The sequence below is a fragment of the Brevundimonas sp. EU05-FHT14B11 genome (genome assembly GCF_058790835.1).
The window spans coordinates 467,990-493,015 of record NZ_JBYTCY010000003.1; the positions used below are offsets into that span (position 1 = coordinate 467,990).

The 25,026-nt window shown below is 69.8% G+C and carries 29 protein-coding genes; 13 read left to right on the forward strand and 16 right to left on the reverse strand.

What is annotated here, in order from left to right:
• Positions 1-2: 2 nt before the first annotated feature.
• From tolQ to ruvC, 7 genes are all read right to left on the reverse strand, one after another.
• Positions 3-722, reverse strand: coding sequence for a protein TolQ (gene tolQ / locus AC3WRV_RS15575; RefSeq protein ID WP_291836643.1), 720 nt, complete (start codon positions 720-722; stop codon positions 3-5).
• Between the two features lie 153 nt (positions 723-875).
• Positions 876-1,316 (reverse strand): hypothetical protein, encoded by a 441-nt coding sequence (locus AC3WRV_RS15580; RefSeq protein WP_492313956.1) that lies wholly within the window; start codon positions 1,314-1,316, stop codon positions 876-878.
• Between the two features lies 1 nt (position 1,317).
• Positions 1,318-1,788, reverse strand: a complete 471-nt coding sequence (locus AC3WRV_RS15585; protein ID WP_492313957.1) for a YbgC/FadM family acyl-CoA thioesterase — start codon at positions 1,786-1,788, stop codon at positions 1,318-1,320.
• Positions 1,785-2,153, reverse strand: a complete 369-nt coding sequence (locus AC3WRV_RS15590; RefSeq protein WP_291836651.1) for a hypothetical protein — start codon at positions 2,151-2,153, stop codon at positions 1,785-1,787. The genes AC3WRV_RS15585 and AC3WRV_RS15590 overlap by 4 nt, the downstream gene beginning before the upstream one ends.
• A 48-nt stretch (positions 2,154-2,201) precedes the next feature.
• Positions 2,202-3,236, reverse strand: a complete 1,035-nt coding sequence (gene ruvB / locus AC3WRV_RS15595; protein WP_291836654.1) for a Holliday junction branch migration DNA helicase RuvB — start codon at positions 3,234-3,236, stop codon at positions 2,202-2,204.
• Positions 3,233-3,850, reverse strand: a complete 618-nt coding sequence (ruvA, locus tag AC3WRV_RS15600) for a Holliday junction branch migration protein RuvA (protein WP_291836657.1) — start codon at positions 3,848-3,850, stop codon at positions 3,233-3,235. Before ruvA ends, ruvB begins: the two co-directional genes overlap by 4 nt.
• Positions 3,847-4,362, reverse strand: a complete 516-nt coding sequence (gene ruvC / locus AC3WRV_RS15605; RefSeq protein WP_492313958.1) for a crossover junction endodeoxyribonuclease RuvC — start codon at positions 4,360-4,362, stop codon at positions 3,847-3,849. The genes ruvA and ruvC overlap by 4 nt, the downstream gene beginning before the upstream one ends.
• A gap of 95 nt (positions 4,363-4,457) precedes the next feature.
• Between ruvC and AC3WRV_RS15610 the strand changes: the two genes are divergently transcribed.
• Both AC3WRV_RS15610 and AC3WRV_RS15615 read left to right on the forward strand, forming a co-directional pair.
• Positions 4,458-4,868, forward strand: coding sequence for a MarR family winged helix-turn-helix transcriptional regulator (locus tag AC3WRV_RS15610; protein ID WP_492313959.1), 411 nt, complete (start codon positions 4,458-4,460; stop codon positions 4,866-4,868).
• Positions 4,861-6,087, forward strand: coding sequence for an MFS transporter (locus AC3WRV_RS15615; protein WP_492313960.1), 1,227 nt, complete (start codon positions 4,861-4,863; stop codon positions 6,085-6,087). Before AC3WRV_RS15610 ends, AC3WRV_RS15615 begins: the two co-directional genes overlap by 8 nt.
• A 132-nt stretch (positions 6,088-6,219) precedes the next feature.
• On the opposite strand, the gene AC3WRV_RS15620 is transcribed toward AC3WRV_RS15615, so the two are convergent.
• The 3 genes from AC3WRV_RS15620 to AC3WRV_RS15630 all read right to left on the reverse strand — a co-directional run bounded on the left by AC3WRV_RS15620 (position 6,220) and on the right by AC3WRV_RS15630 (position 8,496).
• On the reverse strand, positions 6,220-6,909 hold the full coding sequence (locus tag AC3WRV_RS15620; protein WP_492313961.1) for an MgtC/SapB family protein: 690 nt from the start codon (positions 6,907-6,909) through the stop codon (positions 6,220-6,222).
• 79 nt (positions 6,910-6,988) lie between these two features.
• Positions 6,989-7,681: an MgtC/SapB family protein gene (locus AC3WRV_RS15625; protein WP_492313962.1), complete on the reverse strand. Its 693-nt coding sequence runs from the start codon at positions 7,679-7,681 to the stop codon at positions 6,989-6,991.
• A 44-nt stretch (positions 7,682-7,725) separates the two neighbouring features.
• Positions 7,726-8,496, reverse strand: a complete 771-nt coding sequence (locus AC3WRV_RS15630; protein ID WP_492313963.1) for a hypothetical protein — start codon at positions 8,494-8,496, stop codon at positions 7,726-7,728.
• Positions 8,497-8,599: 103 nt separating this feature from the next.
• On the opposite strand from AC3WRV_RS15630, the gene AC3WRV_RS15635 reads away from it, so the two are divergent.
• The 4 genes from AC3WRV_RS15635 to AC3WRV_RS15650 all read left to right on the forward strand — a co-directional run bounded on the left by AC3WRV_RS15635 (position 8,600) and on the right by AC3WRV_RS15650 (position 12,928).
• Positions 8,600-10,030, forward strand: a complete 1,431-nt coding sequence (locus AC3WRV_RS15635; protein ID WP_492313964.1) for a M20/M25/M40 family metallo-hydrolase — start codon at positions 8,600-8,602, stop codon at positions 10,028-10,030.
• Between the two features lie 218 nt (positions 10,031-10,248).
• Positions 10,249-11,058, forward strand: coding sequence for a hypothetical protein (locus AC3WRV_RS15640; protein ID WP_492313965.1), 810 nt, complete (start codon positions 10,249-10,251; stop codon positions 11,056-11,058).
• A gap of 64 nt (positions 11,059-11,122) precedes the next feature.
• A complete protein-coding gene (locus tag AC3WRV_RS15645; RefSeq protein ID WP_492313966.1) occupies positions 11,123-12,712 on the forward strand; it encodes a ShlB/FhaC/HecB family hemolysin secretion/activation protein in 1,590 nt (529 codons plus the stop codon).
• A 9-nt stretch (positions 12,713-12,721) separates the two neighbouring features.
• On the forward strand, positions 12,722-12,928 hold the full coding sequence (locus tag AC3WRV_RS15650) for a hypothetical protein (RefSeq protein ID WP_492313967.1): 207 nt from the start codon (positions 12,722-12,724) through the stop codon (positions 12,926-12,928).
• 57 nt (positions 12,929-12,985) lie between these two features.
• On the opposite strand, the gene AC3WRV_RS15655 is transcribed toward AC3WRV_RS15650, so the two are convergent.
• On the reverse strand, positions 12,986-13,759 hold the full coding sequence (locus AC3WRV_RS15655; RefSeq protein WP_492313968.1) for a YebC/PmpR family DNA-binding transcriptional regulator: 774 nt from the start codon (positions 13,757-13,759) through the stop codon (positions 12,986-12,988).
• 131 nt (positions 13,760-13,890) lie between these two features.
• Here AC3WRV_RS15655 and AC3WRV_RS15660 point away from each other — a divergent pair, with 131 nt between their 5' ends.
• The gene (locus AC3WRV_RS15660; RefSeq protein WP_291836685.1) at positions 13,891-14,091 is read left to right on the forward strand and encodes a hypothetical protein; all 201 of its coding nucleotides are present in this window, start codon (positions 13,891-13,893) and stop codon (positions 14,089-14,091) included.
• A gap of 4 nt (positions 14,092-14,095) precedes the next feature.
• Here AC3WRV_RS15660 and AC3WRV_RS15665 read toward each other — a convergent pair whose 3' ends face one another.
• Together AC3WRV_RS15665 and AC3WRV_RS15670 are read right to left on the reverse strand one after the other, a co-directional pair.
• Positions 14,096-14,806, reverse strand: a complete 711-nt coding sequence (locus AC3WRV_RS15665) for a hypothetical protein (RefSeq protein ID WP_492313969.1) — start codon at positions 14,804-14,806, stop codon at positions 14,096-14,098.
• Between the two features lie 4 nt (positions 14,807-14,810).
• Entirely contained in the window at positions 14,811-15,248 is a 438-nt protein-coding gene (locus AC3WRV_RS15670) for an acyl-CoA thioesterase (RefSeq protein WP_492313970.1), read from the reverse strand.
• Between the two features lie 290 nt (positions 15,249-15,538).
• On the opposite strand from AC3WRV_RS15670, the gene AC3WRV_RS15675 reads away from it, so the two are divergent.
• Positions 15,539-16,675 (forward strand): zinc-dependent alcohol dehydrogenase family protein, encoded by a 1,137-nt coding sequence (locus AC3WRV_RS15675; RefSeq protein WP_492313971.1) that lies wholly within the window; start codon positions 15,539-15,541, stop codon positions 16,673-16,675.
• Here the strand turns inward: AC3WRV_RS15675 and AC3WRV_RS15680 are convergent.
• The gene (locus AC3WRV_RS15680; RefSeq protein WP_291840274.1) at positions 16,672-17,421 is read right to left on the reverse strand and encodes an NYN domain-containing protein; all 750 of its coding nucleotides are present in this window, start codon (positions 17,419-17,421) and stop codon (positions 16,672-16,674) included. The genes AC3WRV_RS15675 and AC3WRV_RS15680 overlap by 4 nt on opposite strands.
• Positions 17,422-17,517: 96 nt before the next feature.
• Between AC3WRV_RS15680 and AC3WRV_RS15685 the strand changes: the two genes are divergently transcribed.
• Together AC3WRV_RS15685 and AC3WRV_RS15690 are read left to right on the forward strand one after the other, a co-directional pair.
• On the forward strand, positions 17,518-17,952 hold the full coding sequence (locus AC3WRV_RS15685) for a hypothetical protein (RefSeq protein ID WP_492313972.1): 435 nt from the start codon (positions 17,518-17,520) through the stop codon (positions 17,950-17,952).
• A 140-nt stretch (positions 17,953-18,092) separates the two neighbouring features.
• Positions 18,093-19,184, forward strand: coding sequence for an MrcB family domain-containing protein (locus AC3WRV_RS15690; protein ID WP_492313973.1), 1,092 nt, complete (start codon positions 18,093-18,095; stop codon positions 19,182-19,184).
• A 16-nt stretch (positions 19,185-19,200) separates the two neighbouring features.
• Here the strand turns inward: AC3WRV_RS15690 and AC3WRV_RS15695 are convergent, their stop codons facing one another.
• Both AC3WRV_RS15695 and AC3WRV_RS15700 read right to left on the reverse strand, forming a co-directional pair.
• Positions 19,201-19,647, reverse strand: a complete 447-nt coding sequence (locus tag AC3WRV_RS15695) for an SseB family protein (RefSeq protein ID WP_291840265.1) — start codon at positions 19,645-19,647, stop codon at positions 19,201-19,203.
• A 94-nt stretch (positions 19,648-19,741) separates the two neighbouring features.
• Positions 19,742-20,293, reverse strand: a complete 552-nt coding sequence (locus tag AC3WRV_RS15700) for an OmpA family protein (protein ID WP_492313974.1) — start codon at positions 20,291-20,293, stop codon at positions 19,742-19,744.
• A 256-nt stretch (positions 20,294-20,549) separates the two neighbouring features.
• Here AC3WRV_RS15700 and AC3WRV_RS15705 point away from each other — a divergent pair, with 256 nt between their 5' ends.
• From AC3WRV_RS15705 to AC3WRV_RS15715, 3 genes are all read left to right on the forward strand, one after another.
• On the forward strand, positions 20,550-21,392 hold the full coding sequence (locus tag AC3WRV_RS15705; protein ID WP_492313975.1) for a hypothetical protein: 843 nt from the start codon (positions 20,550-20,552) through the stop codon (positions 21,390-21,392).
• A gap of 182 nt (positions 21,393-21,574) precedes the next feature.
• Entirely contained in the window at positions 21,575-22,702 is a 1,128-nt protein-coding gene (wecB, locus tag AC3WRV_RS15710) for a non-hydrolyzing UDP-N-acetylglucosamine 2-epimerase (protein WP_291841225.1), read from the forward strand.
• Position 22,703: 1 nt separating this feature from the next.
• Complete coding sequence (locus AC3WRV_RS15715; protein ID WP_492313976.1) at positions 22,704-25,016, forward strand: glycosyl transferase family protein; 2,313 nt, start codon at positions 22,704-22,706, stop codon at positions 25,014-25,016.
• Positions 25,017-25,026 lie beyond the last annotated feature (10 nt).

Below are 25,026 nucleotides of genomic sequence, written 5' to 3' on the forward strand. Positions count from 1 at the left end.
GCTCAGGCCTCCCGGCGCGGTTCGGACGAAGGCGCGCCCAGGCGGCGGGCCACGGCGGCCTGCAGGTCGTCGGCGAAGCTCTCCAGACGGCCGGTGAACTTGCCCGCGTCGATCGAGAATTTGTTGTAGGCGATATAGGCCGGGATGGCCGCGAACAGGCCGATGGCTGTCGCAAACAGGGCTTCCGAAATGGCCGGGGCCACCGTCGTCAGATTGGTGTTGCCCGCCGAGGCGATGGCGCCGAAGGCGTTCATGATGCCCCAGACCGTGCCGAACAGGCCGATGAAGGGCGAGGAGGTGGCGACCACCGACAGGACGCCGAGACCGTTCTCGACCCGTTGACCCTCACGGGCGATCAGGCTGTCCAGCGCGCGGTCGATACGGGCCATCAGCAGATTGCCCTGCCCCTCGGTCAGCGGGCCGCGCGTGCGGGCCTCGCGCCAGTCCGACAGGGCGATCACCAGCATGCGCGGCAGGGGATGCGAAGGGTTCGGACCGGCCTGCGCCGCGATCTCTTCCAGCGACCGGCCCGAGCCGACAGCGTCCTCAAAGGCGTTGGCCTGACCGTTCAGGCCGGCGAAGCGGATCGCCTTGTCGATGATCACCGCCCACGACCAGACCGAGGCGAGCGCCAGACCGACCATGATGGCCTTCACGACGAGGTCGGCCCGCAGGAACAGATCGACGGGATTCAGCATCGAGGGGTCTGCAGCGATGGTCATTCAGGCGTCCTTGCGTGTCCGTCCTGTGCAGCGGACGGGCGTGGCGGTTCTGTGGCGAGTCAGATGTCGTCAGCCGGGTTTAGTGTCCTGTAGCGGCACGGTCACGCTCGTGCACGTGACAGGTTCGCAATGCGCCGCCGCTCTCGCCTCAAGCTATTCCGGCGAGCGGGCGGCGTTCGGCTGAACGGCCACCGAGACGGGGGCCCCGACGCTGATGATCACACCTTCGTGGCCTTCCTTGGCGATCGAATAGGTGGCGGCGTCGCGCAGCAGCTGGTTCTCGCAGGCCTGATCATTCGGACGGCCCAGATCCTCGCAGCCGCGCTTGGCCGCATCGGCCCAGCCGCGCACCCGACGGGTGGCCGCCTCGGCCCGCTTGATCGCGGCCTCGTCCTCGGCGGCGGCCTGGGCGATCAGGGCCTGGCGAGCGCCCTGCTGGTACTGCAGCTCGGCCTGACCGGCCATCTTGCGCTCCCAGACCTTGTAGTAGGGGCAGCCGACCAGTCCGCCGCCCAGCAGCAGCACCGCCAGCAGGGTGAAGATGGCCAGCAGGGTCCAGGCCTGGCGGCCGGTCATCTCGGAGGTCTGAGCCATGTCAGGGCTTCCTTTCTTCGGCCAGCCAGGGGCGGACCTTTTCAACGAGTGTCTTGGTGGGACGGCGCGGGCGGCCGTCCATGTGGATGCAGACGACCTCCACCTCGGCGCGGCACAGGACGCTTTGGGTGGGGGCGTCATCGCCGCGCGCGATCTCCTGCGCGATCAGCAGGCGGGGTCCCTTCACGGCCTCATACCAGGTGCGCACCACCAGCTCGTCGTCGATGCGCGCGGGCTTGAGGAAGGTCAGGTTCATCTTGGAGACCACGAAGGCCATGGGCTGGTCGCCGTCCAGCAGCTCCGCATGGCCCACGCCCATCAGGCGCAGGCAGTCGGACCGCCCCCGCTCGAAATAGCGGACGTAGTTGGCGTGGTAGACTAGGCCGGTGAAGTCCGTGTCCTCGTAATAGACGCGCACCGGCAGGCGATGCTCACGCCCTTCGAAACGGCCGGCGGTGGGACGGTCGGTCATCGCACCAGCTCTTCATGACGCTTGAGGAAGCCAGGGCACAGGTCGCCCTGCAGCTGGTCGAACTCGACCTTGAGCGGATCGGTCTCCAGCATCAGGCGATTGGGGCGCGAGATGAAGGCGACGATGTCATCGCCGTTGCGGATGTAGCCGCAGACCGCGCGGCGGCGGCCGGTCTCCGTATAGGTGACGCGCGCTTGACGGCCGACCAGCCGATGCACCTGGGCCTGGGCGCGCTGCTCGGGCGTCGGCTCGGGCGTTCCGAAGGCGTTGCGGCTGACCAGCCAGACCAGAAGCGCGCCGAGCAGGATGACGGCCACGCCGAGGACGGCGATCAGGCGTTCAACGCGGATTGTCCGTTTCGCCATGCGGCCTCCCTGCCCCGACCATGCCGGGGTTCGGCGCGCAGGTGAAGGCTATTTGCCCCCGAACAGGTCGCCCGCTTGGGGAACCTTGGGCGGTTCGGTCAGGCCGAGGTGGCTGTAGGCGCGTGCGCAGGCCATGCGGCCGCGGGGGGTGCGCTGGATGAAGCCCTGCTGCAGCAGATAGGGCTCGATCACGTCCTCGACCGCGTCGCGCGCCTCGGCGATGGCGGCGGCGAGGGTGTCCATGCCGACGGGGCCGCCGCCGTAGTTCTCGATCAAGGCCTTGAGGAAGCGCCGGTCGTTGGCGTCCAGGCCGACCTCGTCGATCTCCAGCCGGGCCAGCGCGCGGGCGGCGGCCAGTCTGTCGATGGAGGTCGCCCCTTCGGCGGAGGCGAAGTCGCGCACCCGACGCAGCAGGCGGCCCGCGACCCGGGGCGTGCCGCGCGAGCGCGAGGCGATCTCCAGCGCCCCGTCCTCGGTGATCGCAGCGCCCATCTTGCGCGCCGTGCCCATGACCACGCGGGTGAGTTCCTGCGGAGTGTAGAACTCCAGCCGCATCGGGATGCCGAACCGGTCGCGCAGCGGCGTCGCCAGCAGGCCCGCGCGGGTCGTGGCGCCGACCAGGGTGAAGGGGGCCAGGTCGATGCGCACGGAGCGGGCGGAAGGCCCCTCGCCGATGATCAGGTCCAGCACATGGTCTTCCATGGCCGGGTAGAGGATTTCTTCGACCGTCGGGGCGAGACGGTGGATCTCGTCGATGAACAGCACGTCGCGCGGTTCGAGATTGGTCAGGATGGCGGCCAGGTCGCCGGCCTTGGCGAGGATGGGGCCGGAGGTGGCGCGGAAGCCGACGCCCAGCTCGCGCGCCACGATCTGCGCCAGCGTCGTCTTGCCCAGCCCCGGAGGGCCGAACAGCAGCACATGGTCCAGCGCCTCGTTGCGGGCGCGGGCGGCGTCGATGAAGACCTTCAGATTGCCCTTGGTCTGCTCCTGGCCGACGAACTCGGACAGGGTCTGGGGCCGCAGGGCGCGGTCGTAGGCCTCGCCGGGGGCGGGCTCGGCGGAGATGATGCGGTCGTCGGTCAACGCCCCAGCTCCTGCAGGGCGGCGCGGATGACGGCGGACAGGTCGGCGTCCTCACCCAGGCGGATCAGGGCCTGATCCACCGCGCGGCGGGCGTTGACCTCGGCCACGCCGAGTCCCAGCAGGGCAGAGACGGCTTCGCCGGTCAGGCTGGGGGTCGGAGCCGCGATCTCGGCGTGGACGCCAGGCGCGGAGGGCGTGAAGGAGGTGTCGCCCAGCGGCTTGCCCTTCAATTCCGTGACGATGCGCAGGGCCAGCTTGGGGCCGACGCCGTTGGCGCGGGCCACCGCCGCCTTGTCCTCGCGCGCCACCGCGGCGGCCAGTTCGCCGGGCGGCAGGACATCTAGAACGCTGAGCGCCGCCTTGGGGCCCACGCCCTGAATGCCGGTCAGGGTGGTGAAGGCGCGCCGGTCGTCGCGGGTCAGGAAGCCGTACAGGCGCGGGCCGTTCTCGGCGGACCAGTTCGATTCGATGTGCAGGGTCGCCTCGTCGCCGGGCGCGGGCAGGCGCTGCAAGGTGCGGGCCCCGCAGGCGACGACATAGCCGACCCCGGCGCAGTCGATCAGGCAGTGATCCTGCTCGACCTCGGCCAGCACGCCGCGAAGACGTCCGATCATGCCGCGCCTCGCAGGGCGGTCAGAAGCGCGCGCTTGCGCAGCTGGGCGTGGGTGATGGCGACGGCCAGGGCGTCGGCGGCGTCCGCCTTCACGTCGCCGGCCGAGGGCAGCAGCCGCTTCACCATGAAGGCGATCTGGCCCTTGTCGGCGTGGCCGGCGCCGACCACCGCCTTCTTGATCAGGTTGGGCGAATATTCCGCGACCGGCAGGCCGCATTTCGCGGGGGCCAGCATGACGGCGGCGCGGGCATGGCCGAGCTTCAGCGTCGAGGACGGGTTCATGTTGACGAACACCTCCTCCACCGCCGCCTCGTCACAGGCGTATTCGGTGCAGATCGCGCTCAGGGCGTCGAGCAGGTGCAGCAGCCGCTCGCTGAACGGGGCGGTCTCGGGCGGGGTCACGACGCCGTGCGCGATCCAGCGCAGCCGCGAGCCTTCGGAGGCCACGACCCCCCATCCGGCGCGTCTGAGGCCGGGATCCAGACCGAGTATCCGAGTCGTTTCGTTCGCCATCCGTTCCGTTATTGCCCGAGAGATGCCTAACGGACAATGACCGGATGCGATCATCGACCATTGCATACGCAATGAAGTCGTGCTTTGCGTATGCAATGGACACCACCCCCTGCATCTGCGGCCGCTTGCGCCGCACCTCGCGCGCCCTGACGCGACTGTATGACGAGGCGCTGGCGCCGGTCGGGCTGACGGTCACGCAATTCTCGGTCACGCGGACCCTGTCGCGGCTGGACCGGCCGACGCTGACGGAGCTGGCGGACGCCACCGCCCATGAGAAAAGCGCCCTGTGGCGTATCCTGCAGCCGCTGGTGAAGAAGGGCTGGATCGACGCCGCCTCGCCGAAGGGCGAGCGCGGGCAGCGCCTGTCGGTGACGCCGTCGGGCCTCGAAAAGCTGAACGACGCGATGCCCCACTGGCGCGCGGCGCAGGCCAAGGTGTCCGAAACCCTCGGCGACCGCGAAGCCGCCCTGATCGCCCTGCTGCGGGAAGTCGAAGCCCATGTCTGACGTCCTGCACCCGAAGCTGTCGAACCGCGCCTGGACCATGATCCTGGCGGGGGCGGTGATCGTGACCCTGTCGATGGGGGTGCGGCAGTCGTTCGGCCTGTTCCTGCAACCGCTGGGGCTGGAGTTGGGCGTGGACCGCCAGACCTTCGGCCTGATCGTCGCCGGCCAGAACCTGCTGTTCGGCCTTCTGCAGCCCTTCGTCGGGGCCTGGGCCGACCGGCACGGCGCGGGCCGTGTCGCCGTGGTCGGGGCCGCCGTCTATGCGGTCGGGCTGATCATCGCGGCGACGGCGGTGAACGCGCTGGGCCTCGCCGTCGGCTTCGGCGCCCTGGTGGGCCTGGCCATGGCCGGCTGTACCTTCACCGTCATCCTCGGCGCGGTCGGCAAGATCGTGCCCGCCGAGAAGCGCACCCTGGCCTTCGGCATCGTCACCGCCGGCGGATCGCTGGGCCAGTTCCTGGTCGTGCCCGCGGCGCAAGGGCTGCTGGACGCCCTGGACTGGCGGCTGACCCTGTTCGTCATGGCCGGCCTGATCGCCGTGATCGCGCTGCTGGCGATCGGCATCGCGGGCAAGCCGCCCGCCTCGATCGGCCGGCAGGACGGCCCGCCGATCCGCGAGGCGCTGAAAGAGGCGTTCGCCGACCGTTCGTTCTGGCTGCTGAACGCGGGCTTCTTCGTCTGCGGCTTCCACATCGCCTTCGTCGGCACCCACCTGCCGTCCTACATCCGCGACCAGGGCCTGCCCGCCGAGGTCGGGGCCTGGTCCCTGGCCCTGATCGGCCTGTTCAACATCGCGGGCTCCTGGCTGTGGGGCGCCTGGGGCTCGAAGCGGTCCAAGAAGAACCTGCTGGCCCTGCTCTACGGCCTGCGCTCCGTGACCATCGTGCTGTTCATGATCCTGCCCCTGTCGTCGGTCAGCGTGCTGGTCTTCGCCGCGACCTTCGGCTTCCTGTGGCTGGGCACGGTGCCGCTCACCAACGGGCTGGTGGCACAGATCTACGGCTTGAGGCACCTGTCGGCGCTGGGCGGGATCGTCTTCCTGAGCCACCAGGTCGGGGCCTTCCTCGGCGCCTGGACGGCGGGTGTGGCCTTCGACGTCACCGGCTCCTACAACCTGATCTGGATGGTCTCGATCGCCCTGGGCCTGCTGGCCGCCGCCGCCAATCTGCCGATCCGGGAAGCGCCGCTGCTTCGGCCCGAAGCGGTCCCGGCGCAATGACGCGCAAACTGGCCATCGGCGGCGCGGCGCTGGTCCTGACCGGGCTGGGGCTCTGGCTATGGAGCCGCAACGGCATGGCGGTGTTCCTGGACGCCATGGTCGCCTTCTGCGCCTGAGGCCTGTTCGTCGGGCCTATTCGTCTCTGGGCATCACCGAGAAGCCGGACAGATCGTCCTCCTGCGACAGGCGGGCGACCAGGCCGTCGACGTCCAGGGGCATGGCGCCCTTCACCTTCATGTGGTGCTCGTGGACCTTGCCGTCCTGCGAGATGACGTGGCCCAGACGGACGGCCTTCATGCCCGAGTCGCGCAGCAGGTTGCGGACGACGGCCTCGCCCGGAGCGGCGTTGCGCCGCCACTTCAGCACCACGTCCATGACGCCGATGTGGGGCAGCTTGGCGTCGGCGAGGCGCAGTACGGCCAGCACCGCCAGCGTCGCGCCCGCCGCCAGCAGGGCCAGCGGCAGCATGCCGACGCCGAACAGCACGCCGATGGCCGAGGTCACCCACAACGACGCCGCCGTGGTCAGGCCGTGGACCGAAAATCCCTCGCGGAAGATCACGCCCGCGCACAGGAAGCCGATGCCGGTCAGCAGGCCGTGCGACATCCGCGTCGGATCGACCACCACATTCTGCCCTGGCAGGGCGGTGAAGGCCCAGGTCGACTGGTGCATGGCCGCCAGCATCAGCACGCAGCTGGTCAGGCAGACCAGGATGTGGGTGCGAAAGCCCGCCGGATGCCCGTGATAGGTCCGCTCGACGCCGATCAGCCCCCCGGCCGTCATGGCCGCGAGCACGGGCCAGACCAGATCAAAGTTCAGCAATGAAATTCGCTCCGCAAACTGACGAATCCCGAACCTAGGCCTGTCCGGCGGCTTCAATCAAGCAGCGGGCAAGCAGGGGTCAGTCGTCGCGCGGATCCAGCGAGTAGCCGATCACGCCGTCGATGCCGCGCAGGCGGGCCGCGAGCGTCTTCAGGGCCGGCTCGCCTTCGACCTTGAAGCGGAAACTTCGGCGCAGGGCGGCGCCGCCGTCGATCAGTTCGAAATGGTCCACCGTGGAGGAGCGGTCGATGCCGGCCAGCGCCGCCTCGATGCGATCCTCGGCGCCGGTCGCGTCGCGCCGCCAGACGATCTGGGCGTCGATCACCGCCTTCTGCGGCAGGCGCAGGCTGACCAGCCGCAGGACGACCAGGATGGCGACCGTCAGCACCGTCCCGACGAGGCCGAGCCCATACAGGCCGGCCCCGAACAGCAGGCCGATCGCCGCCGTGATCCACAGCGACGCCGCCGTGGTCAGGCCGTGGATGGAGAAGCCCGCGCGGAAGATCACCCCGGCGCACAGGAAGCCGATCCCGGTCAGGACGCCGTGCGCCAGACGCGCCGGATCGGCCACCACCGCCGCGCCCGCCACCGGCAGGAACCGCCACGCGCCCTGCGACACCGCCGCCTCCATCAGCAGGGCCGAAGCCAGGCAGACGAGGATGTGGGTGCGAAAGCCCGCCGCCCGCCCCCGCCATTCGCGTTCGAAGCCGATCAGCCCGCCGGCCAGGACGGCGGCCAGAAGTGGAAGGGTGAAACCGGGCAGGTCGCTCATGTCCATGGGCGAGCAACGGCGGCCGAGCGTAGCGGTTCCGGCGCTCAGCCGGCCGGCGCGGGTTCCGGCGGCGGGGGCGCGGGCGTTTCCAGCCGATCGGTGGGCGGCAGGGCCGACGGCGGCATGTAGACGGGCGGCTTTTCAGCCTCGGCCGGCGGCTGAGGCGGCCTCACCCATCGAGGAGTGGCGGTGTAGGACACGCCGAGCGTGACCGTGCCTTCGACCGTGCGGCCGTTGGCCGTCAGCGGCTCCATGCGAGCGCCCGACAGGGCGGGCCGCGTCCGCGCGGCCAGACCCGTGCCCGCGGGCTCCTCGGTCGCCGCACAGTTCGACAGGGTCCCGCCGCGGCTGACATTGCAGCGGAACCGAACGCTCATGCGGGTGACGCCCGTCGGGTAGGCGTCGTCTCCGACCGATGGCCAGGTCGGCGGGACCGACCAGCGCAGCGGCCCCCAGGCCGGCTCACGGCTCTCACGCTCGGAGGATGCGCCGCGCGGCGCCGTATACGGGGGCGCGTCGCCGTAGGAGAGATCGCCCGGGGGCGAGACGGGGACCGTCAGGGGGGCCGCCGACGACGCCTCGGCGGCGGGAGTCGGCACGGGCGGTTCGCGTTCAAGCGCCCTTTGGGCGGCTCGCGCCGCCCGCTCGGCGGCCTGCGTCGCGCGATAAGGTCCGGCCTGCCGATACTGGCCGACCAGATGGACCAGCGACACGACGGTCGCGACCGCCAGGGTCGCGCTGAAGGCCCGGATCAGCCACCGCTCGGTCCTGCCGCGCGGCCTCGCATCCGCCGGATCGTCATAGCTGTGCGTCATGGCGCCTCCCCGCCCCTATCCTGACCGGTCAGCCCCCTGTCTTGCAACGCCCGAGACAGCCGCGCCGCGCCGCGCTAGCGTCTGGCTGCTGGGGAGAAGCCTGATGTCCAAGTCCGCCGGAACCATCGCCGCGATCGCGGTCGCCCTCATCGCCTTCGGGGGCGCCCCGTCGCGGGCCCAGGACGCTGCGCCCCGGCCCGACCAGCAGGCGTTTCGCGGCCTCTACGAGGAACTGATCGAGACCAACACTACCCTGTCCGAAGGCAGTTGCACCCTGGCGTCCGAGCGGATGGCGGCGCGGCTGCTGGCCGCCGGTTACCCGGCCGCCGACGTGCGCGTGCTGGTTCCGGCGGAGCGGCCGAAGGACGGCAATCTGTCGGCGGTGCTGCGCGGCTCGGACCCGTCGGCCGGTGCGATCCTGCTGCTGGCCCACATCGACGTGGTCGAGGCCCGCCGCGAGGACTGGGACCGCGATCCGTTCACCCTCGTCGAGGAGGGCGGCTATTTCCACGCGCGCGGCGCGCAGGACGACAAGGCCCAGGCGGCCATCTGGGTCGACACCCTGATCCGGCTGAAGGCGCAGGGCTTCACCCCGCGTCGCGACATCAAGATCGCCCTGACCTGCGGCGAGGAGACCTCCGACACCTTCAACGGCGTCTCGTGGCTGCTGGAGCACCACCGCGACGCGCTGCAGGCGGACTTCGCCCTGAACGAGGGCGCGCGCGGGCGTCTGGACGCGGACGGAAACCGCGTGGCGCTGGAGATCCAGGCCGGCGAGAAGATCTATCAGGACTACCGGCTGGAGATCACCAATCCGGGCGGCCACTCGTCGCGGCCGGTTGCGGACAACGCCATCTACCGCCTGTCCGCCGCCCTGACCCGACTGGGCGGCTACACCTTCCCGACCGAGCCGAACGCGACGGTCCGGGCCTATTTCACCGCCCTGGCCGAGGTCACGCCCGCCTACGCCCTGCCCATGCGCGAGGTCGCCGCGGCCGCCAATCTGGACATCCGCGAGCGGGCGGCGCAGCGGCTTTCCGCGGCCGATCCGGCATGGAACGCCGTGCTGCGCACCACCTGCGTGGCGACCATGGTCGATGCGGGCCACGCGCCCAACGCCCTGCCCCAACGCGCGACCGCCAATGTGAACTGCCGCATCCTGCCGGGTCACGATCCACAGGCGGTGCGCGCCGAACTGGAGCGGGTGCTGGCGGATCGGGACATCGCGGTGACGATTCCGGGCCAGATCGATCCCACATCGCCGCCCCCGCCGCTGAGCCCCGCCATCGTCGATCCGATCCGCCGCATCGCCGCCGATCTGTGGCCGGGCGTGCCGGTGGTCCCGTCGATGAGCCCAGGCGCCACCGACGGCCGCTTCACCAACGCCGCCGGCATCCCGACCTACGGCGTCACCGGCCTGTTCTCCGACCCCGACGGCGGCGGCGTGCATGGGCTGAACGAACGCATTCGCGTCCGGTCGCTGTATGAAGGACGAGATTTCCTGTTCGAACTGGTGAAGGCGTACGGAAAGTAGTCCGCACCTTCATCACAATAGCAAAGCTCCGGCTGCGTATGTTGTAACATCAACGAATACATCAAGCCTTGCTATTGGAATTGCCGCCACGACTGAATTTCCTAGGTTAATCCAGTATTAACAATTTCCTAATCTGATCACGAATGAGTGATTACTCGAAACCCCAAGGGAACCACCTGGGGGATCGCTCCTTTTTCGGCTCGGGAAAGGAGAATACCATGGGTCACACAACCTTTAGCGCTCCCAACGCCTTGATCTGCTGCGGCATCGCCGCGGCGCTCATGGTGGCGGGCTGCAACGGAAACCGATCATACTCACTCGGCGGCGGAGGCGGCTTCGGCTCCGACGGCGGACAAGGCGCTCCGGGCGCTCCAGGCGAACCCGGACCGTCCGGCCCTCCCGGTACGCCCGGAGGTCCCGGAACCCCGGGCGCGCCCGGCGGCATCGGCGGCGGACTGGTCGGCGGCCTGAGCGATCTGGGCGAGACCACCGGCCTGACCGGCCTGACCGACCCCTTGGGCCGCGTCACCGTCGGCGACCGCACGGTCCTCGGCCAAGGTGGAACCGGCGGCCCGCTCGGCGTCAGCGTCCTGTCTCCGACACAGCAGACAGGCTCGGTCGCCACGGTCGGCGTCCTGTCCGGCGGGCAGATCGCCACGGTCGGCGCCGGCACGCCGAATACGCCGGTGACCAACGCCTCGGGTCCGGCCACCGGACTGCTGGGGCTCACGGTCGGCAGTCATCAGGTCGTCGGTTCCGGCAGCGGCAATCGGGCCATTGATCTGAACGTGTTGTCGCCCACCGGAGCCTCCGGCACGGCGGTGACGGGCAACATCCTGTCGAACGGACAGCCGGTCGGCGTCGGAGTCAGCGGCACGCCGGGAGCCACGGGCGGGACCAATCCCGTCGGCGGCGTCCTCGGCGGCGTCACCGGCACGGTCGGCGGGCTGCTGAACGGCGGCGCGACGGGCGGAGCCAACCCGGTCGGCGGCCTGCTGGGCGGCCTGCGCCCCGGCGGCGGCCACTGAGAATGGACGGGCGGCGTCGCCTTTCGACGCCGCCCGCCTCTCGTCCCTTGCAAGGATGTCGTGAATGATCGCACCCGCCGTGCTGGCCGCTCTTCTGATGACAGCCCCCGACGGTCCCCAGGATGGACTGATCGTCGATCGCGGCCGGCTGGACCGCAGCCAGCCCCTCCCCGATCAGCCCCCGCCCCCGACCCCGACCCCCGCCGAGGCGGAAGGCGCCGATGCGCCGGTCGCCCCGTTCGTGCTGCGCGCCGTCGATATCCGGACGCCGCCCGTGGCCGCGGACGAGATCCGCGCCGCGGTCGATCCCTTCATCGGCCAGACCCTCGACGCCGACGGCCTGGCCCGGCTGCGCGCCGCGGTCAGCACGACCCTGTCGCGCCGCGCCGCCTTGCCCATCGTCTCCATCGACACCCGCGAGTCGGCCACGGGCCTGCTGCGCATCACCGCCGCGCCGGGCCGGGTCGGCCGCGTGGCCATCTATGGCGACACGCGGCCGAGCGTGGATCTGATGCGCCGTTACGCCGGGCGGCTGGCCGCCGAGGCGCCGCTGACCCGCGAGACGGCTGAACGCTATCTGTCGCTGATCGCCGACATCCCCGGGGCGAAGACGACGCTGGAGAGCGCGCCGTCGGCGACGCCCGGCGCCACCGACCTGGGCTTCGACGTCGACTTCAGCCGTTGGGTGTTCGAGACCGACATCAATAATCGCGGCTCCCAGACGCTGGGCCGGACCCAGGTCACCGGCGCGGTGACCTTGAACGGGGGCTGGCGGATGGGCGACCAGACGCGGCTGGCCCTGACCGTCCCGACCGACCCCGACCGGTTCCAGTTCCTGAGCCTGTCCCACCGCCAGCCGATCGGCGCGGACGGGATGGCGGTGACGCTGGCCTCCGGGCGGCTGCGCACCCGGGTCGAGGGCGCGGACGGCGACGCCACCACCCTGGGCGCCGTCCTCAGCTGGCCGATGATCCGCAGCTATCGCCGCAACCTGGTGCTCAGCGCCGGGCTGGACAGCCTGGACAGCGACAACGCCGTGTTCGGCAATCTGCGCGCGACCGAGAAGACCCGCGCCCTGCGCGCCTCCGCCGCCTTCGGCCAGATCGGGACCGGCTCGACCCTCAACGCCAGCCTGACGATCAGCCGCGGTGTCGACGGCCTGGGCGCCGAAGTCGACGGCTTCACCGACGCCGATTTCACCAAACTCAACGGCCGCGTCGACGGGGCCCGCGCCTTCGGCCGAAGCGTCCGGGTCAGCGGGGCTGTCGCCGTGCAGTATTCGCAAGACCGCACCCCGACCGCCGAGCTGTTCAGCCTGGGCGGGACCGACTTCGGCCGAGGCTTCGGTTCGGGCCTGCTGGTCGGCGACAGCGGCTACGGCGCCAAGATCGAGACCGCCTGGCGCCCCGCCTTCGTCCCCCGCCCGTTCGCCGGCAGCGAGCTCTATGCCTTCGCCGATGGCGGCGAGGTCATGGTCAACGCCCGCGGCCCCTTCGCCGAACGGTCCGACAGCCTGATGTCCGCCGGCGGCGGCGTCCGCATCGCCGTCGCCGACAAGGTCATGGTGGAGCTGGAGGGCGCCCGCGCCGTCGACGATCCGCGGCCTTCGGGCGCCCGATCCCGTTTCGGCTTCGCCGTCACCGCCCGTTTCTAGGATGACGTCATGACCTCCCCGCCCGAACGCGGCCTCTGTCCGGAGACATTCACCGCCCTGAAGGCTGAGGTGATCCGCGCCGCCGTGGAACTGTCGGACGAACAGCTGATGGCGCTGAGCGACGCCCTGCACAGCATGATCCGCCTGCGCCGCCCGGGCCGGCCGATCAGCCATGACTCTGGCTGGCTGGAGGAAAAGTCGCCCTACATCGTCTAGAGAGAGAGAAGCCCCGCCGCTTCCCCTCAGGCGCCGTCTGCTGGACGGCGTACGGGGTCAGCCCGCGTACTTGGCGGCGTCTTCGTCCGAGATGTCCTCGTTCGAATAGACGTTCTGCACGTCGTCCTCGGCGTCCAGCGCGTCGAGCAGCTTGAGCAGGGTGCCGACGGCTTCGCCGGTGACCGGCACCTCCGACTGGGGCTTCCATACGATGGCGGTCGACTTCGGGTCGCCCAGCACCTTGGACATGGCCTCGGCCACCTCGTTCAGGTCCTCGAAGGCGGTCCAGATGGTATGGCCCGGCGCGTCTTCATAGATGTCCGGCTTGACCAGATCGCTCTCGACGTCCTGGGCGCCCGCCTCGATGGCGGCTTCCATGACGGCGTCCTCGGTGCCGGCCTCGGCCTTGTAGATGATCTGGCCGACGCGATCCCACATGAAGGCGACCGAGTTCATCTCGCTCAGCGCCCCGCCGTTCTTCTTGAAGGCGGCGCCGATGTTGGAGGCGGCGCGGTTGCGGTTGTCGGTCAGGGCTTCGACGATGATGCCGACGCCGCCCGGGCCGCGGCCCTCGTAGCGGACCTCTTCCATCGTATCGACATCGCCTGACGAGGCCTTGTTGATGGCGCGCTGGATGACGTCCTTGGGCAGGCTTTCGGCCTTGGCGTTGTTCACCGCCAGACGCAGGCGCGGGTTCATGGCGGGGTCGGGCATGCCCGACTTGGCGGCGACCGTGATGTCGCGCGACAGCTTGGAGAACAGCTTGGAACGCTGGGCGTCGGCGCGCCCCTTGCGGTGCATGATGTTCTTGAACTTGGAATGGCCGGCCATGGGTTCGGTCTCCGGTCGTCTCAAAGGGTCGAAAGTCGGAGCCGCGATCTAGCCGAAGGCGGCGGCGGTGTCACGATTCAGGAACCTGTAGAGCTTTACAGGCATTTCGGATCAGCAGACGGAGCCCCGACATGACCGCCGAAGACGCCATCTACGCAGCCGAGGGCTATCACGACGACGACCTGCATGAGGCCGACATCGTCGAGTGGTACGAAGCCCGCCCCGTCACCGTGCCGACCGCCGTCGCCACCGGCGCCGTCATCGGCGCCTTTGCGCTCGGTGTGCTGACCGCCGTCGGCGCCCTGGCCCTGATGGGCCGCCTGGACGACTGAGACGCTATTCTCCCGCCGTCCCGAGAAGGGCGGAGTTCTGGATGGAATGTCTCCGGTATGTGAGGTCGGCCTCCACGAGCTTGTTCCAGTTGTCGCATTCAACCAGCTGGTCTTTCAGGCGATCGGACAGGCTGAACCATCCATCCGCCAGCACGATCTCCACCGGCCAGGGCTTGGAGACGTGATTGGCGATATCGTCGGCCGCCCTCTGGACAGCCTTCGAGATCGCGATGAAATTCCCGATCGGGGTGAAGTTGGCCGCGGCGTCAGCGCCGTTCCGCACCAGTGAATCGATCAGCGAAGTCAGCGTCTGGCTGTCGTTGGGCGCCAGGACCGAGGCGAGACGTCCGCACTCCTGAGCGACACGAAACGCCGCCGTGTCGAGCGCGAGTCCAAACGCGGCGTCAGCGCGAGACAGGGTCTCGATCTGCATCCGGTCCACCGCCCCGGCCTCCGCACCTTGTGGCGGCAGCGTACTGGCTGAAGCCCGGCTAATGGCCGCAAGGGCGTCGTCCAGGTCTGTATAGGCCCGCATCATGTCCGCGTGGCTAGCGAGGGCCTGCCTGATCGCGGCGTCCACCTCGGCCAGCGAGCGTTTCACGGCCTCTGAACGCGCAAGCGAGGTTCTGTACGCGAGCCATTCCCCGCGAGCGTCACGGCTTTCCTGCAGCACCGTCTCGGCCTTCTTGAGAAGCGCGAGGGCCGTGCTCTTCATCCGGTCAGCTCTTCAGGCTCTCAAGGAAGCCGCGCATCTTCTCGTCCACGGGCACCGGCCGCTTGGTCTCTCGGTCGACATAGACGTGGACGAAATAGCCGACGGCGGCGGCCTCCTGCTCGTTGTTGCGGAACAGGCCGATCTCGTAGCGAACCGAGCTTGAGCCCACGTGCGCCACCCGCACCCCGGCCTCGATCTCGTCCGGGAAGGCCGTCGGCGAGAAATACCGGCAGCCCGTCTCGACCACCAGGCCGATGGTCGTGCCCTCGTGGATGTCCAGCACGCCGTTGACCACCAGCAGCCGGTTCACCGCCGTGTCGAACCACGAATAATAGACCACATTGTTCACGTGGCCGTAGACGTCGTTGTCCATCCAGCGCGTCGAGATCTGCTGGAAGCGGCGGTAATCGCCGCGCTTCGTGCGTTCGATGGTCCCGGTCATTAAGTCCCTTCCCTCTTTTAGGTGCGCTACCGCTCGGCGCGCGGCGCCTCGCTGCTTGAGCGCAGGATGAGTGCGCCGCGCTGTGTGGTCGTTCGTCCCTCGGAGCCGGTCTGCGCCGACTTCCGATACCGACGCTCGGGCTTGGCGGACGCCGCGTCAAGCGCCCGAACCGAAATCGGTTGGGTTGGGCAGGGCCCAACTCAACCCAGATTTCGGTCCAGTTTAATGCTGGACCATTTTCTGGATTCGGGCCGTTCCGGCCCGAAGCGAAAATGGTCTAGCGTCTGGTCATGAGCACGCCGATCCAGACCCGCGCCGCCGTCCTCCGCACCATGGGCGCCTCCCGCCCCTATGCCGACAGCCGTCCGCTGGCGATCGAGACCGTCACCCTGGACCCGCCGGGCGCTGGAGAGGTCCTCGTGGCGGTCCGGGCGGCGGGCCTGTGCCACTCGGACCTCAGCGTCATCAACGGCGACCGGCCCCGCCCCATGCCGATGGCGCTGGGCCATGAGGCGGCCGGCGTGGTCGAGGCGGTCGGCCCCGGCGTCGACGACCTGCGGCCCGGCGACCATGTGGTCATGGTCTTCATGCCCAGCTGCGGCCATTGCCAGCCCTGCGCCGGCGGCCGCCCGGCCCTGTGCGAGCCCGGCGCGGCGGCCAACGGCAAGGGCGAACTGCTGGGCGGCGGCGTCCGCCTGCACGGCCCCGAGGGCGACCTGCACCATCACCTCGGCTGCTCCGCCTTCGCAGACCGCGCGGTCGTCTCGCGCCGGTCGCTGGTCAAGGTCCCGGCCGACCTGCCGTTCGAGCACGCCGCCCTGTTCGGCTGCGCCGTCCTGACCGGGGTCGGGGCCGTCGTGAACACCGCGCAGGTCAAGGCCGGGCAGTCGGTGGCCGTGGTCGGTCTGGGCGGGGTCGGCCTGGCCTCCGTGCTGGGCGCATTGGCCAGCGGCGCCAGCCCCGTCGTGGCCGTGGACCTGTCCGAGGACAAGCTGGCGCTGGCCCGCTCCCTCGGCCCCGTCCTCACCGTCAACGCCGCGGACGCCGACGCCGTCGAACAGGTGCGCGCCCTGACCGGCGGCGGCGCCGACGTGGTCCTGGAAATGGCCGGCTCGGTCCGGGCGCTGGAGGCGGCGTGGAAGATGACCCGCCGGGGCGGGACCACGGTCACCGCCGGCCTGCCCCCGCCCGAGGCGGCGCTGGCGGTCAACGTCGTCAATCTGGTCGCCGAGGAGCGGACCCTGAAGGGCAGCTATATCGGCACGGCCATCCCGTCGCGCGACATCCCCCGCTACATCGCCCTGTTCCGCGAGGGCCGTCTGCCGGTCGACCGGCTGCTGACCGGCGTCGTCGCGCTTGAGGACATCAACGCCGCCTTTGACGACCTGCACGCGGGCAAGGCCGTGCGGACCGTCGTCCGCTTCTAGGCCTTGTCGCGCACCCGCATCGCGCCGCCCTGGCCGGTCTCCACATCGAAGCGGCCGGTGGCGCGGATCAGGTCCGACAGCTTGGCGTGGCCGTAGGACCGCTGATCGAAGTCGGGATAGGCGTTGCGCAGCCGGTTGCCGATGCCGCCGACCGTCACCCAGCCGTCGCCGTCCTCGTCCATGTCGGCGATGACCGAGGCGATCAGGCGCGCGGCCTCGGACGGCTTGCGGCGCACCGCCGGCGCGGCCGGCGCCTTGCCCGCCGGCGCGGCGACCGTCCCCTCCTCGGCGGCGGGGGCGCTCAGGTTCTCGGTGTAGATGAAGCGGGTGCAGGCCTGCCGGAAGCTCTCGGGCGTCTTCTGTTCGCCGAAGCCGTAGACATCGACCCCCTCCTCGCGGATCCGCGACGCCAGCCGGGTGAAGTCGGCGTCCGAGGAGACCAGGCAGAAGCCGTCGAACCGGCCCGAATGCAGCAGGTCCATGCCGTCGATCACCAGGGCGATATCGCCGGAGTTCTTGCCCTTGGTGTTGGCGAAATTCTGCTGCGGCTGGATGGCGAAGCGGGCCAGGACCCGCGTCCATCCGGCCAGCTGAGCGCTGGAGAAGTCGCCGTAGATGCGCCGCGCCGAGGCCTCGCCCAGGGTGGCGATCTCGGTGAACAGGGCCTCGGCGATCCGGGCCGAGGCGTTCTCGGCGTCGATCAGCACGGCGAGGCGGGGCGGCTTGGCGGCGTCGGAAGCGGGCATGAAATGATCTCGGCGAAGGGGAGCCCATCCTCCACCTCTTCGCCGCCGCTGTCGCCTCCTCTGTCGTCCTTGAGCCCGACACGCTACACCGCGCCCATGACCCAAGCTCCCCTGCGCCGCCTGATCGACCTGCCGGGCCTCGACGCCCTGGAGATGAAGGCGCTGATGAAGCCGCGCCTCGCCGACCCCGACACGCGCGACGAATTCCCCGAGATCGCCGAGGCGGCGAAGGCCGCCTTCGGCCTGACCCCGGACGAGGCGGAGGCCGTGGCCCTGCCCGCCGACTGGGACGGTATCGAGCGCCTCACCGGCTTCGACCTGGCCGACGCCTTCGAGGCCGAGGGCTGGGATGTCGCGGACGCCAAGCGCAAGCCCCTGCGCATGCTGGCCCACTGGACCCTGCCGCTGGCGCTGGCCATGCGCGGCGTCGCCGGCGAACTGCCCTTCCAGCCCGAGCCGGGCCCGGACGACCGCGGCGACGACTGGGGATCGAAGATGGCGGCCGAGGCGACGCGGTTCAGGAAGCGGTAGGGCGGTGAAGACACCTCAGGCCGACTAAAACCTGTTGCTGTCCCCCCTCGCGCCATGCCTAACCTAGGGTAGGCGGATAGGTTTGCTTCCTACCTGAGATAGGAACCCGCCGAGGGCGCGGGGGAGGCGCGCAAAGGCGCATGTCACTCTCGTCGATCCTGCAATCCATCATCTCGCTCCAGCACGAGCATTCGTCGGTCGGCACGCCGGCCATGGCGCTGAGGGGTGAGTTGGTTCGCGACGCCCTGCGGCTGGAGATCAACGAGTGGCGTCTTGAAATCGCGCGGGTGTTGGGACGCTACGGGGACGATCTGGAAGTCCGGGGCAGCGACGGCTCGGGTCGCAAGGCCGTCATCCCGTGGATCAGGCTCTGTTCCAGGAGAATGGCGCCGGCCCCGACCAAGGGCTGGTCCATCAGCTATCTCTTCCATCCGGACGGCGCCGGCGTCTCCCTGTGCCTGATCCACGGATCGACGACCGGGGAAGGCCGACAATTCAAAAGCCTGGGCCGAGGCGAAGCCGCTGAGCTGGTCGATTGGGGACGCTCCGTCGTGAGGAACGACCTGGCCCACGACGAGGCGGTGCAGGCCGGCGTCGTTCTGGGCCGGCAGCATCTGGCGGCGGCCTACGAACGAACGGCCCTGTTCTCGAAATTCTACGCCGACGGATCGATACCCGCCGACGAGGCGCTGGTCGGCGATCTCATTCTGTTTTCCGGCGCGCTGGCCAAACTCTATCGCGCCGACGAGGCGGGGATCACGCCCGGCTCCTCCAGTGCGGAAGTCGTCCACATCCTGCAGTTGGCGGAGGAGATGGCGGCGCCGTTCAAACCACCTCAGCGCGGACAGGGATGGGGCCTCGACACCGCGGCCAAGACGGCGGTCGAACTGCGCGCGATGCGCGTCGCCGAGGAATGGCTTTCGCAGGAAGGGTTCACCTTCACCGACGTCTCATCCACCGACAGCTGCGACTTTCGCGCCCAGCGCGACGGCGAGGACTGGGTCATCGAGGTCAAGGGCACGACCGCGGGCCCCAAGAGCATCCTGGTCACGCGGAACGAGGTGGCGCTGCATCGCGCGTCCCATCCGCTGAACGCGCTCCTCGTGGTGCATGGCGTCAAGCTGGGGAAGGACGGCGTGTCCGCCTCGGGCGGGACGCTTCTGGTTCTTTCGCCGTGGCTTCTGGAGGACGATCGCCTGAGCCCCACCAGCTATGAATACCGGCTGGTCTAGGCCCGGCCGGCGGCCCCTACCCCATCCGCGCCGGAGCCCGAGCCAGAATGGCCCGGATCTGGTCGGGGTTCATCATCACGCCGCGACCGCCGGCCGGGTTGATCAGGATCACCGCGTCCTGGAGCAGCTCGAACAGGTGGCGACCCTGAATGGCGATGAAGGCGGCGTCGGCGCCGAACACCTGGGCGACGCGTTGGGGATCGGTGAAGAGAGCGACGGTGTCGCGGCCGTCCTTCATGCGCAGGCCGCGCAGGATCAGCTCCTGCCCCGGGCTGATCATCTGGGCGCCCTCGGAAAGACCGGCGCCGACGCTGTCCGGCTGGGGCACGGCGAACAGGTCCTCGCCCAGCAGCAGGGCCTCGAACAGGCCCATGTCCGCGGGCGGCGCCAGACTGTCGTTCAGGGCGACCTCGAGCGGGTTCAGCGGGCTGTCGGTGAAGGCGAGGTTGAGGGCGTCAGTCATGGTCGGACTCGGCTACAGGCGGGCCGACACACAGACGGGAACGGCCGCGCGGCGTCAACCGCGCGGCCGCCGGGAAAGTCCGTCGTCGTCCGGCTTACGCCAGGACGACGATGGTCACGCGCCGGTTCTGGGCGCGGCCCTCGGGGGTGTCGTTAGAGGCCACCGGCGATTCCTCGCCGTACGAGATGGCCGCCATGCGGTTCAGGGCCACGCCCCGACGGCTGAGGAAGCGGCGCACGGCCTCGGCCCGGGCTTCACCGAGCTGGTCGTTGTGCGCGGCGTCGCCGACGCTGTCGGTATAGCCCTGGATCTCCAGATAGACGTTCTGGTTCTCGCTGGTCAGGCGCTGGGCGAACTCGGACAGACGCTGTTCCGCCTCGGGCGAGAGACCGTGCATGTCGGTCGGGAATTTCACCGAGTCATCCGACAGGACGACCTCGTACAGGAATTTGCCCTCGGCCAGTTTGTGGGCCGAGTTGGCGCGGGCGAGCGCTTCGCCGGCGGTGCCCTCGACCGTGGTCACGCGCGCATCGACCACGGCGGTCTGATCGCGCACGAAGCGGTGGCTAGCGCAGCCCGAGGCGGCGACGCCCACGGCCAGAAGAACGCCTGCGGCCGCGGCCATCCTGAGTTTCGATCTGATCAAGAGTCTCTCCATCAATGGTCCGGTGCGCCATGGTCCGGTTGTCGCGCGAGCCGCCCAGCACAGGTTGCCCAACGACGAACGGCGAATGAGGTTGCATGAGACGAATGGAAGCTATGCGATTTATTGCATCGAGATACTCTGTCATCTCTTACGGTAAAGCTTGCTTTCAACTTGTAGTGCGGCGCCATGATGCTGACGCGAGGCGCGACTCATCATCGAGACAGCGATTTTCATCTAACATCGTTCCGGAGATTGGATGCGCGAAGCGAGACGACGGCGAAACGGCGGAAGGGTCGGCGCGACGGCGGTCGCGGTACTGGCCCACGCCGCCCTGCTGCCGGTTCTGTTCGCGGCCAGCGGCGATCCGGGCGCCCTGCCGGCGCCGGTCGAGCCGCCGGCGATCCTGGTGGAGTTGATCCCGCCGCCGAAACCCCCGCCGCCGCCGCCAGCGCCGACCGAGGCGCCGCCGCCGCCCGGTCCGAAGGCGGAGACGCCGACGCCGCCCGCCGGACCGCCTGATCCCGCGCCCGCCCCGCCCAGGCCGCCGGCGCCGCGCCCGCCCCTGCGCGTGCGCCCGGCCCCGCCGACGCCGCGGATGGAGTCCGTCCCCCTGCCCGCCGCAGCGCCTGAAGCGCCGCCCGCCCTTCCGATGCCGACCGTGGGCGAGGCCCAGCTGGCTGGAGCGCTGCGGGCCGGCGCGGGATCCGGCGGCGGAGCCGGAGGCGCGGGCGGTGCGGGCGGCGGAGGCGGCGGTTCCGGGGACGGCGGCGGCTGCGACATGGTGCGCGAGCTCCAGAACGCCCTGCGCGGCGACGCCGATGTGCGCGCGGCCATCGCCAGCGCCCATAGCGCCGCCGGTCCGGGCCGGGCCCTGCTGGTCTGGGACGGCGACTGGCGCCAGACCCCGGGGCAGTCGGGCAAGGGACTGGCGGGCGTGCGTCAGGCCATCGCCCTGGAGGTCGCCTTCGCCCCGCAGGCCTGCCGCCGCGAGACCATGCGCGGCCTGGTCCTGATCACCATGAGCGACGCCCCCGGCGCGGCGCGAGTGGTGCTGGGGACCGGAAGCTGGCGGTGGAACGATCTGCTGCGGCAACGGTGAAGCTGCCGTAAAGCGGTCTTGAGGCAGCCGCGGTCTGGTCGCCTACCCCGGCTAGACGCCCGTCCGGGCCTGAGGGGGTTCGTGTAGATGAACGGCGGACAACAAGACCCTCAGCCTCTGTTGGGCGCGAGAGTTGCACACCGCGACGATCGAGACCTCTCGATAAGGTTGTGGGGCCGGTTGTGAAGATCGCTATACTTGCAGGCACTCGTCCTGAAGTCGTCAAATTGGCGCCGGTTCGAGCCGCGCTGGGCGCCGTGCCCGGGCTGGAGCCCGTGTGGATCTCCACCGAGCAGCAGGGCTCCCTGAACGCGCAGGCGCTGGAGACTTTCGGAATCACGCCGGAGATCCGGCTGGACCCGCCCTCGCCGGAGCGCACCCTGGGCGGACGCTTCGCCCAGATCATGGACCGGCTGGATGACGTTCTGGGCCGTCTGGCCCCACAGCTAGTGCTGGTGCAGGGCGACACCTCAACCACGGCGGCCGGGGCCATGGCGGGCTTCGCCCGGCGGATTCCGATCGGCCACGTCGAGGCCGGCCTGCGCACCTTCGATCTTGAGCAACCCTTCCCCGAGGAGGGCTGGCGGTGCGTCGTCGGTCAGCTGGCCGACCTGCATTTCGCCCCGACCGAAGCCGCGGTCCGGAACCTGCTGCGCGGGGGCGTGTCCCAGCACCGTATCCACATGACCGGCAACACCGGAATCGACGCCGTTCGGCTGTCGGGCGCCCGCGTGACGCCCGTCCCGCTGACCGATGGCCTGCGCCTGGTGCTGGTCACCGTGCACCGGCGCGAGAACTGGGGTCCCGAATTGGAACAGGTTCTGGCCGCGCTGCTCCAGATTCGCGACCAGGTGTCCGATATCGAGATCGTTTTCGCGGCCCACGCCAACCCGGCGCTGCGCGGTCGTGTCGACGCGGCCCTGGTGAACCAGGACCGCATCCGCATCGTCGAGCCGCTGGACTACCTCGGCTTCCTCGCGCACCTGAAGAGCGCCACCCTGGTCCTTTCGGACTCCGGCGGGGTGCAGGAGGAAGGCCCGGTTCTTGGCGTGCCGGTTCTGGTGCTGCGCGACGCCACCGAACGGGCCGAGGCCGTAGAGGCGGGCGTGGCCAAGCTGGTCGGCGCGCGGACGGACGACGTGGTCGAGGCCGCCACCGCCCTGCTGACCAACGAACCCCAGCGGATGCAGATGGTCCGCGCGATCAGCCCGTTCGGCGACGGCTTCGCGGCCGGGCGTATCGCCGACGTCGTCTCGCGCTGGAGCCCGGCCAAGGCGCCGGGCGGCGAACAGATCCGGGCGGCGGTCTGACATGTCTCCCGTCCTGGCCATCACCCTCGGGTACTGGCTGAACCTCCTGACGGCGTTCCTGCCGACGGGCGCGGACCTGTACGCCTTCGTCCTGGGCTACTGGGAGGTGCTGCGCTGGGCGGTGATCATCTCGGCGGTGCTGATCCTGATCAGCTCGCTGGACGATCTGCTGATCGATCTCGCCTACTGGTGGGGACTGCTGGTGCGGTTCTGCACCTTCTGGGAGCGGCCGGCGCCGCAAGCCCTACTGGAACGCGAGCCCGAGAAGCTGATCGCCATCATGGTGCCCGCCTGGCAGGAGTCGGACGTCATCGCCAGCATGGTGGCCAACACCAACAACACCTTCGACTACAGCCGCTACCACATCTTCGTGGGGGTCTACGCCAACGACCCGGAGACCCGGCGCGAGGTCGAGAAGGTGCGTCAGCGCTTTCCCAACGTGCATCGGGCCGAGGTGCCGCACGACGGCCCGACGTCCAAGGCCGACTGCCTGAACTGGATCGTGCAGAACATCCTTCTGTACGAGGAGAAGAGCGGCCAGAAGTTCGGCGCCTTCCTGATGCACGACGCCGAGGACGTGGTGCACCCGTTCGGCCTGAAGACGGTCAACTGGTTCGTCGACGAGGCGGCCATGATCCAGATGCCGGTCCTGTCCATGGACCGCAAATGGACCAACCTCGTCGCCTGCCACTACATGGACGAGTTCGCCGAGTTCCACACGAAGGACCTGCCCGTCCGCTCGGCCCTGGCCCGCATGACTCCGTCGGCGGGCGTGGCCACCGCCTTCCATCGCCTGGCCATGATGGCGCTGGTCGAGGAAAAGGACGGCCAGCCGTTCAACACCGACAGCCTGACCGAGGACTACGACGTCGCCCACCGGCTGAGCGCGCTGGGGTATCCGTCGATGTTCGTGCGCTACCACGCCCGGGTGCCGCGTCAGAGGAAGGCCTGGTTCCGCAAGGGCATGGTGGACATCCAGCGCCGTGAACTGGTGTCGACCAAGGAGTTCTTCCCGCACAAATTCTTCTACAGCGTCCGGCAGAAGGCGCGGTGGACCCTGGGCATCTCCATCATGGGCTGGGCCCAGCTGGGATGGTTCGGCGGGCTGGTGAACCGCTACTACCTGTTCCGCGACCGCAAGGCCCTGTTCACCGCCCCGGTGGGCATGTTCGGCTATGTGATCGTGGTGCAGCTCCTTGGCCTGCTGCTGGTCGAGATGATCTGGCCGGAGGCCGTGAACCTGCCGCCGGTGATCGACCGGCACTGGGTCTGGGTGATCGTGACGATCAACTTCCTGTTCCTGGTCAACCGCATCCTGCACCGCGCCTGGTTCACCGGGATCAATCACGGCCTGAAGCATGTGCCGCTGACGCCGGTGCGGATCGTGACCTCCAACCTGATCTCGTTCGGCGCCTTCTGGCGGGCCTCGCGCCAGTGGATCAGCCATCTGATGACCGGCCGACCGATCGCCTGGGACAAGACTCAGCACGCCTATCCGTCGCTGTCGGAACTGCAGCAGGGCTCGGGTCGGCTGGGCGACACCCTGCGCTTCTGGAACCACGTGAGCGAGGCGGACCTGACCGCCGCACTCGAGGCCCAGAAGGCCGACTACCGCCCGCTCGGCCTGCTGCTGCTCGATCTCGGCACGGTCGAGGACGACCATCTGGCCGAGGCCTTCGCCGAGCGCGGCGAGACCTACGCCTCGATCTTCGATCCCTTCCAGATCGACCCCGCGGTGCTGAACCTGCTGACGCCGGAGGAGGCCGCGCGGTACGGCGCCGTGCCGCTGCGCCGCACCGGGACCAATCTGGACGTGGCCCTGGCCGAGCCCCTGCCCTCCGACCAGCGCACGGCGCTGGAAAAGCGTTTCGGCCAGCAGGGCGTGCGCGGCGTACGCTTCCTGTTCGCGCCGCTCAGCGACATCGCCTTCGCGATCCGCTTCGCCTGGGGCGAGGATCCCTTTCCCGGCGTGCGCGAGCAGCTGACGCGGATGCGGGCGGCCGGCCGCCTAGACGCCTCGCGTGAGGCCATGCTGTGGCGTTCGGTGCGGGCCGGCTATGCGCGGCTGGGCGACATCCTGATCCGTCAGGGCCGCATCACCCACGCCGACCTGCAGACCGCGCTGGCGGCGTCGCGCGCCGACGGCCGCTCGCTGGGCGAGACCCTGACCCGGCTGAACATGGTCTCGGCCGCCGATATCGAAACCGCCCTGAAGGACCAGCGCAGCGCGCGCTGGCTGAACGAACATCTGGCTGAGGCGCTGAGAAGCGCGCCGCCCGAATCCCTGCCCGACCCCCGTCACGAACCCGTCTGACCCCCCGAGG

What these genes read in the sequence shown, in the direction of transcription:
- tolQ (WP_291836643.1), bottom strand. Translation starts at nt 722, where the DNA reads ATGACCATCGCTGCAGACCCCTCGATGCTGAATCCCGTCGATCTGTTC.
- AC3WRV_RS15580 (WP_492313956.1), bottom strand. Translation starts at nt 1,316, where the DNA reads ATGGCTCAGACCTCCGAGATGACCGGCCGCCAGGCCTGGACCCTGCTG.
- AC3WRV_RS15585 (WP_492313957.1), bottom strand. Translation starts at nt 1,788, where the DNA reads ATGACCGACCGTCCCACCGCCGGCCGTTTCGAAGGGCGTGAGCATCGC.
- AC3WRV_RS15590 (WP_291836651.1), bottom strand. Translation starts at nt 2,153, where the DNA reads ATGGCGAAACGGACAATCCGCGTTGAACGCCTGATCGCCGTCCTCGGC.
- ruvA (WP_291836657.1), bottom strand. Translation starts at nt 3,850, where the DNA reads ATGATCGGACGTCTTCGCGGCGTGCTGGCCGAGGTCGAGCAGGATCAC.
- ruvC (WP_492313958.1), bottom strand. Translation starts at nt 4,362, where the DNA reads ATGGCGAACGAAACGACTCGGATACTCGGTCTGGATCCCGGCCTCAGA.
- AC3WRV_RS15610 (WP_492313959.1), top strand. Translation starts at nt 4,458, where the DNA reads ATGGACACCACCCCCTGCATCTGCGGCCGCTTGCGCCGCACCTCGCGC.
- AC3WRV_RS15615 (WP_492313960.1), top strand. Translation starts at nt 4,861, where the DNA reads ATGTCTGACGTCCTGCACCCGAAGCTGTCGAACCGCGCCTGGACCATG.
- AC3WRV_RS15625 (WP_492313962.1), bottom strand. Translation starts at nt 7,681, where the DNA reads ATGAGCGACCTGCCCGGTTTCACCCTTCCACTTCTGGCCGCCGTCCTG.
- AC3WRV_RS15630 (WP_492313963.1), bottom strand. Translation starts at nt 8,496, where the DNA reads ATGACGCACAGCTATGACGATCCGGCGGATGCGAGGCCGCGCGGCAGG.
- AC3WRV_RS15635 (WP_492313964.1), top strand. Translation starts at nt 8,600, where the DNA reads ATGTCCAAGTCCGCCGGAACCATCGCCGCGATCGCGGTCGCCCTCATC.
- AC3WRV_RS15640 (WP_492313965.1), top strand. Translation starts at nt 10,249, where the DNA reads ATGGGTCACACAACCTTTAGCGCTCCCAACGCCTTGATCTGCTGCGGC.
- AC3WRV_RS15645 (WP_492313966.1), top strand. Translation starts at nt 11,123, where the DNA reads ATGATCGCACCCGCCGTGCTGGCCGCTCTTCTGATGACAGCCCCCGAC.
- AC3WRV_RS15650 (WP_492313967.1), top strand. Translation starts at nt 12,722, where the DNA reads ATGACCTCCCCGCCCGAACGCGGCCTCTGTCCGGAGACATTCACCGCC.
- AC3WRV_RS15655 (WP_492313968.1), bottom strand. Translation starts at nt 13,759, where the DNA reads ATGGCCGGCCATTCCAAGTTCAAGAACATCATGCACCGCAAGGGGCGC.
- AC3WRV_RS15660 (WP_291836685.1), top strand. Translation starts at nt 13,891, where the DNA reads ATGACCGCCGAAGACGCCATCTACGCAGCCGAGGGCTATCACGACGAC.
- AC3WRV_RS15665 (WP_492313969.1), bottom strand. Translation starts at nt 14,806, where the DNA reads ATGAAGAGCACGGCCCTCGCGCTTCTCAAGAAGGCCGAGACGGTGCTG.
- AC3WRV_RS15670 (WP_492313970.1), bottom strand. Translation starts at nt 15,248, where the DNA reads ATGACCGGGACCATCGAACGCACGAAGCGCGGCGATTACCGCCGCTTC.
- AC3WRV_RS15675 (WP_492313971.1), top strand. Translation starts at nt 15,539, where the DNA reads ATGAGCACGCCGATCCAGACCCGCGCCGCCGTCCTCCGCACCATGGGC.
- AC3WRV_RS15680 (WP_291840274.1), bottom strand. Translation starts at nt 17,421, where the DNA reads ATGCCCGCTTCCGACGCCGCCAAGCCGCCCCGCCTCGCCGTGCTGATC.
- AC3WRV_RS15685 (WP_492313972.1), top strand. Translation starts at nt 17,518, where the DNA reads ATGACCCAAGCTCCCCTGCGCCGCCTGATCGACCTGCCGGGCCTCGAC.
- AC3WRV_RS15690 (WP_492313973.1), top strand. Translation starts at nt 18,093, where the DNA reads ATGTCACTCTCGTCGATCCTGCAATCCATCATCTCGCTCCAGCACGAG.
- AC3WRV_RS15695 (WP_291840265.1), bottom strand. Translation starts at nt 19,647, where the DNA reads ATGACTGACGCCCTCAACCTCGCCTTCACCGACAGCCCGCTGAACCCG.
- AC3WRV_RS15705 (WP_492313975.1), top strand. Translation starts at nt 20,550, where the DNA reads ATGCGCGAAGCGAGACGACGGCGAAACGGCGGAAGGGTCGGCGCGACG.
- AC3WRV_RS15715 (WP_492313976.1), top strand. Translation starts at nt 22,704, where the DNA reads ATGTCTCCCGTCCTGGCCATCACCCTCGGGTACTGGCTGAACCTCCTG.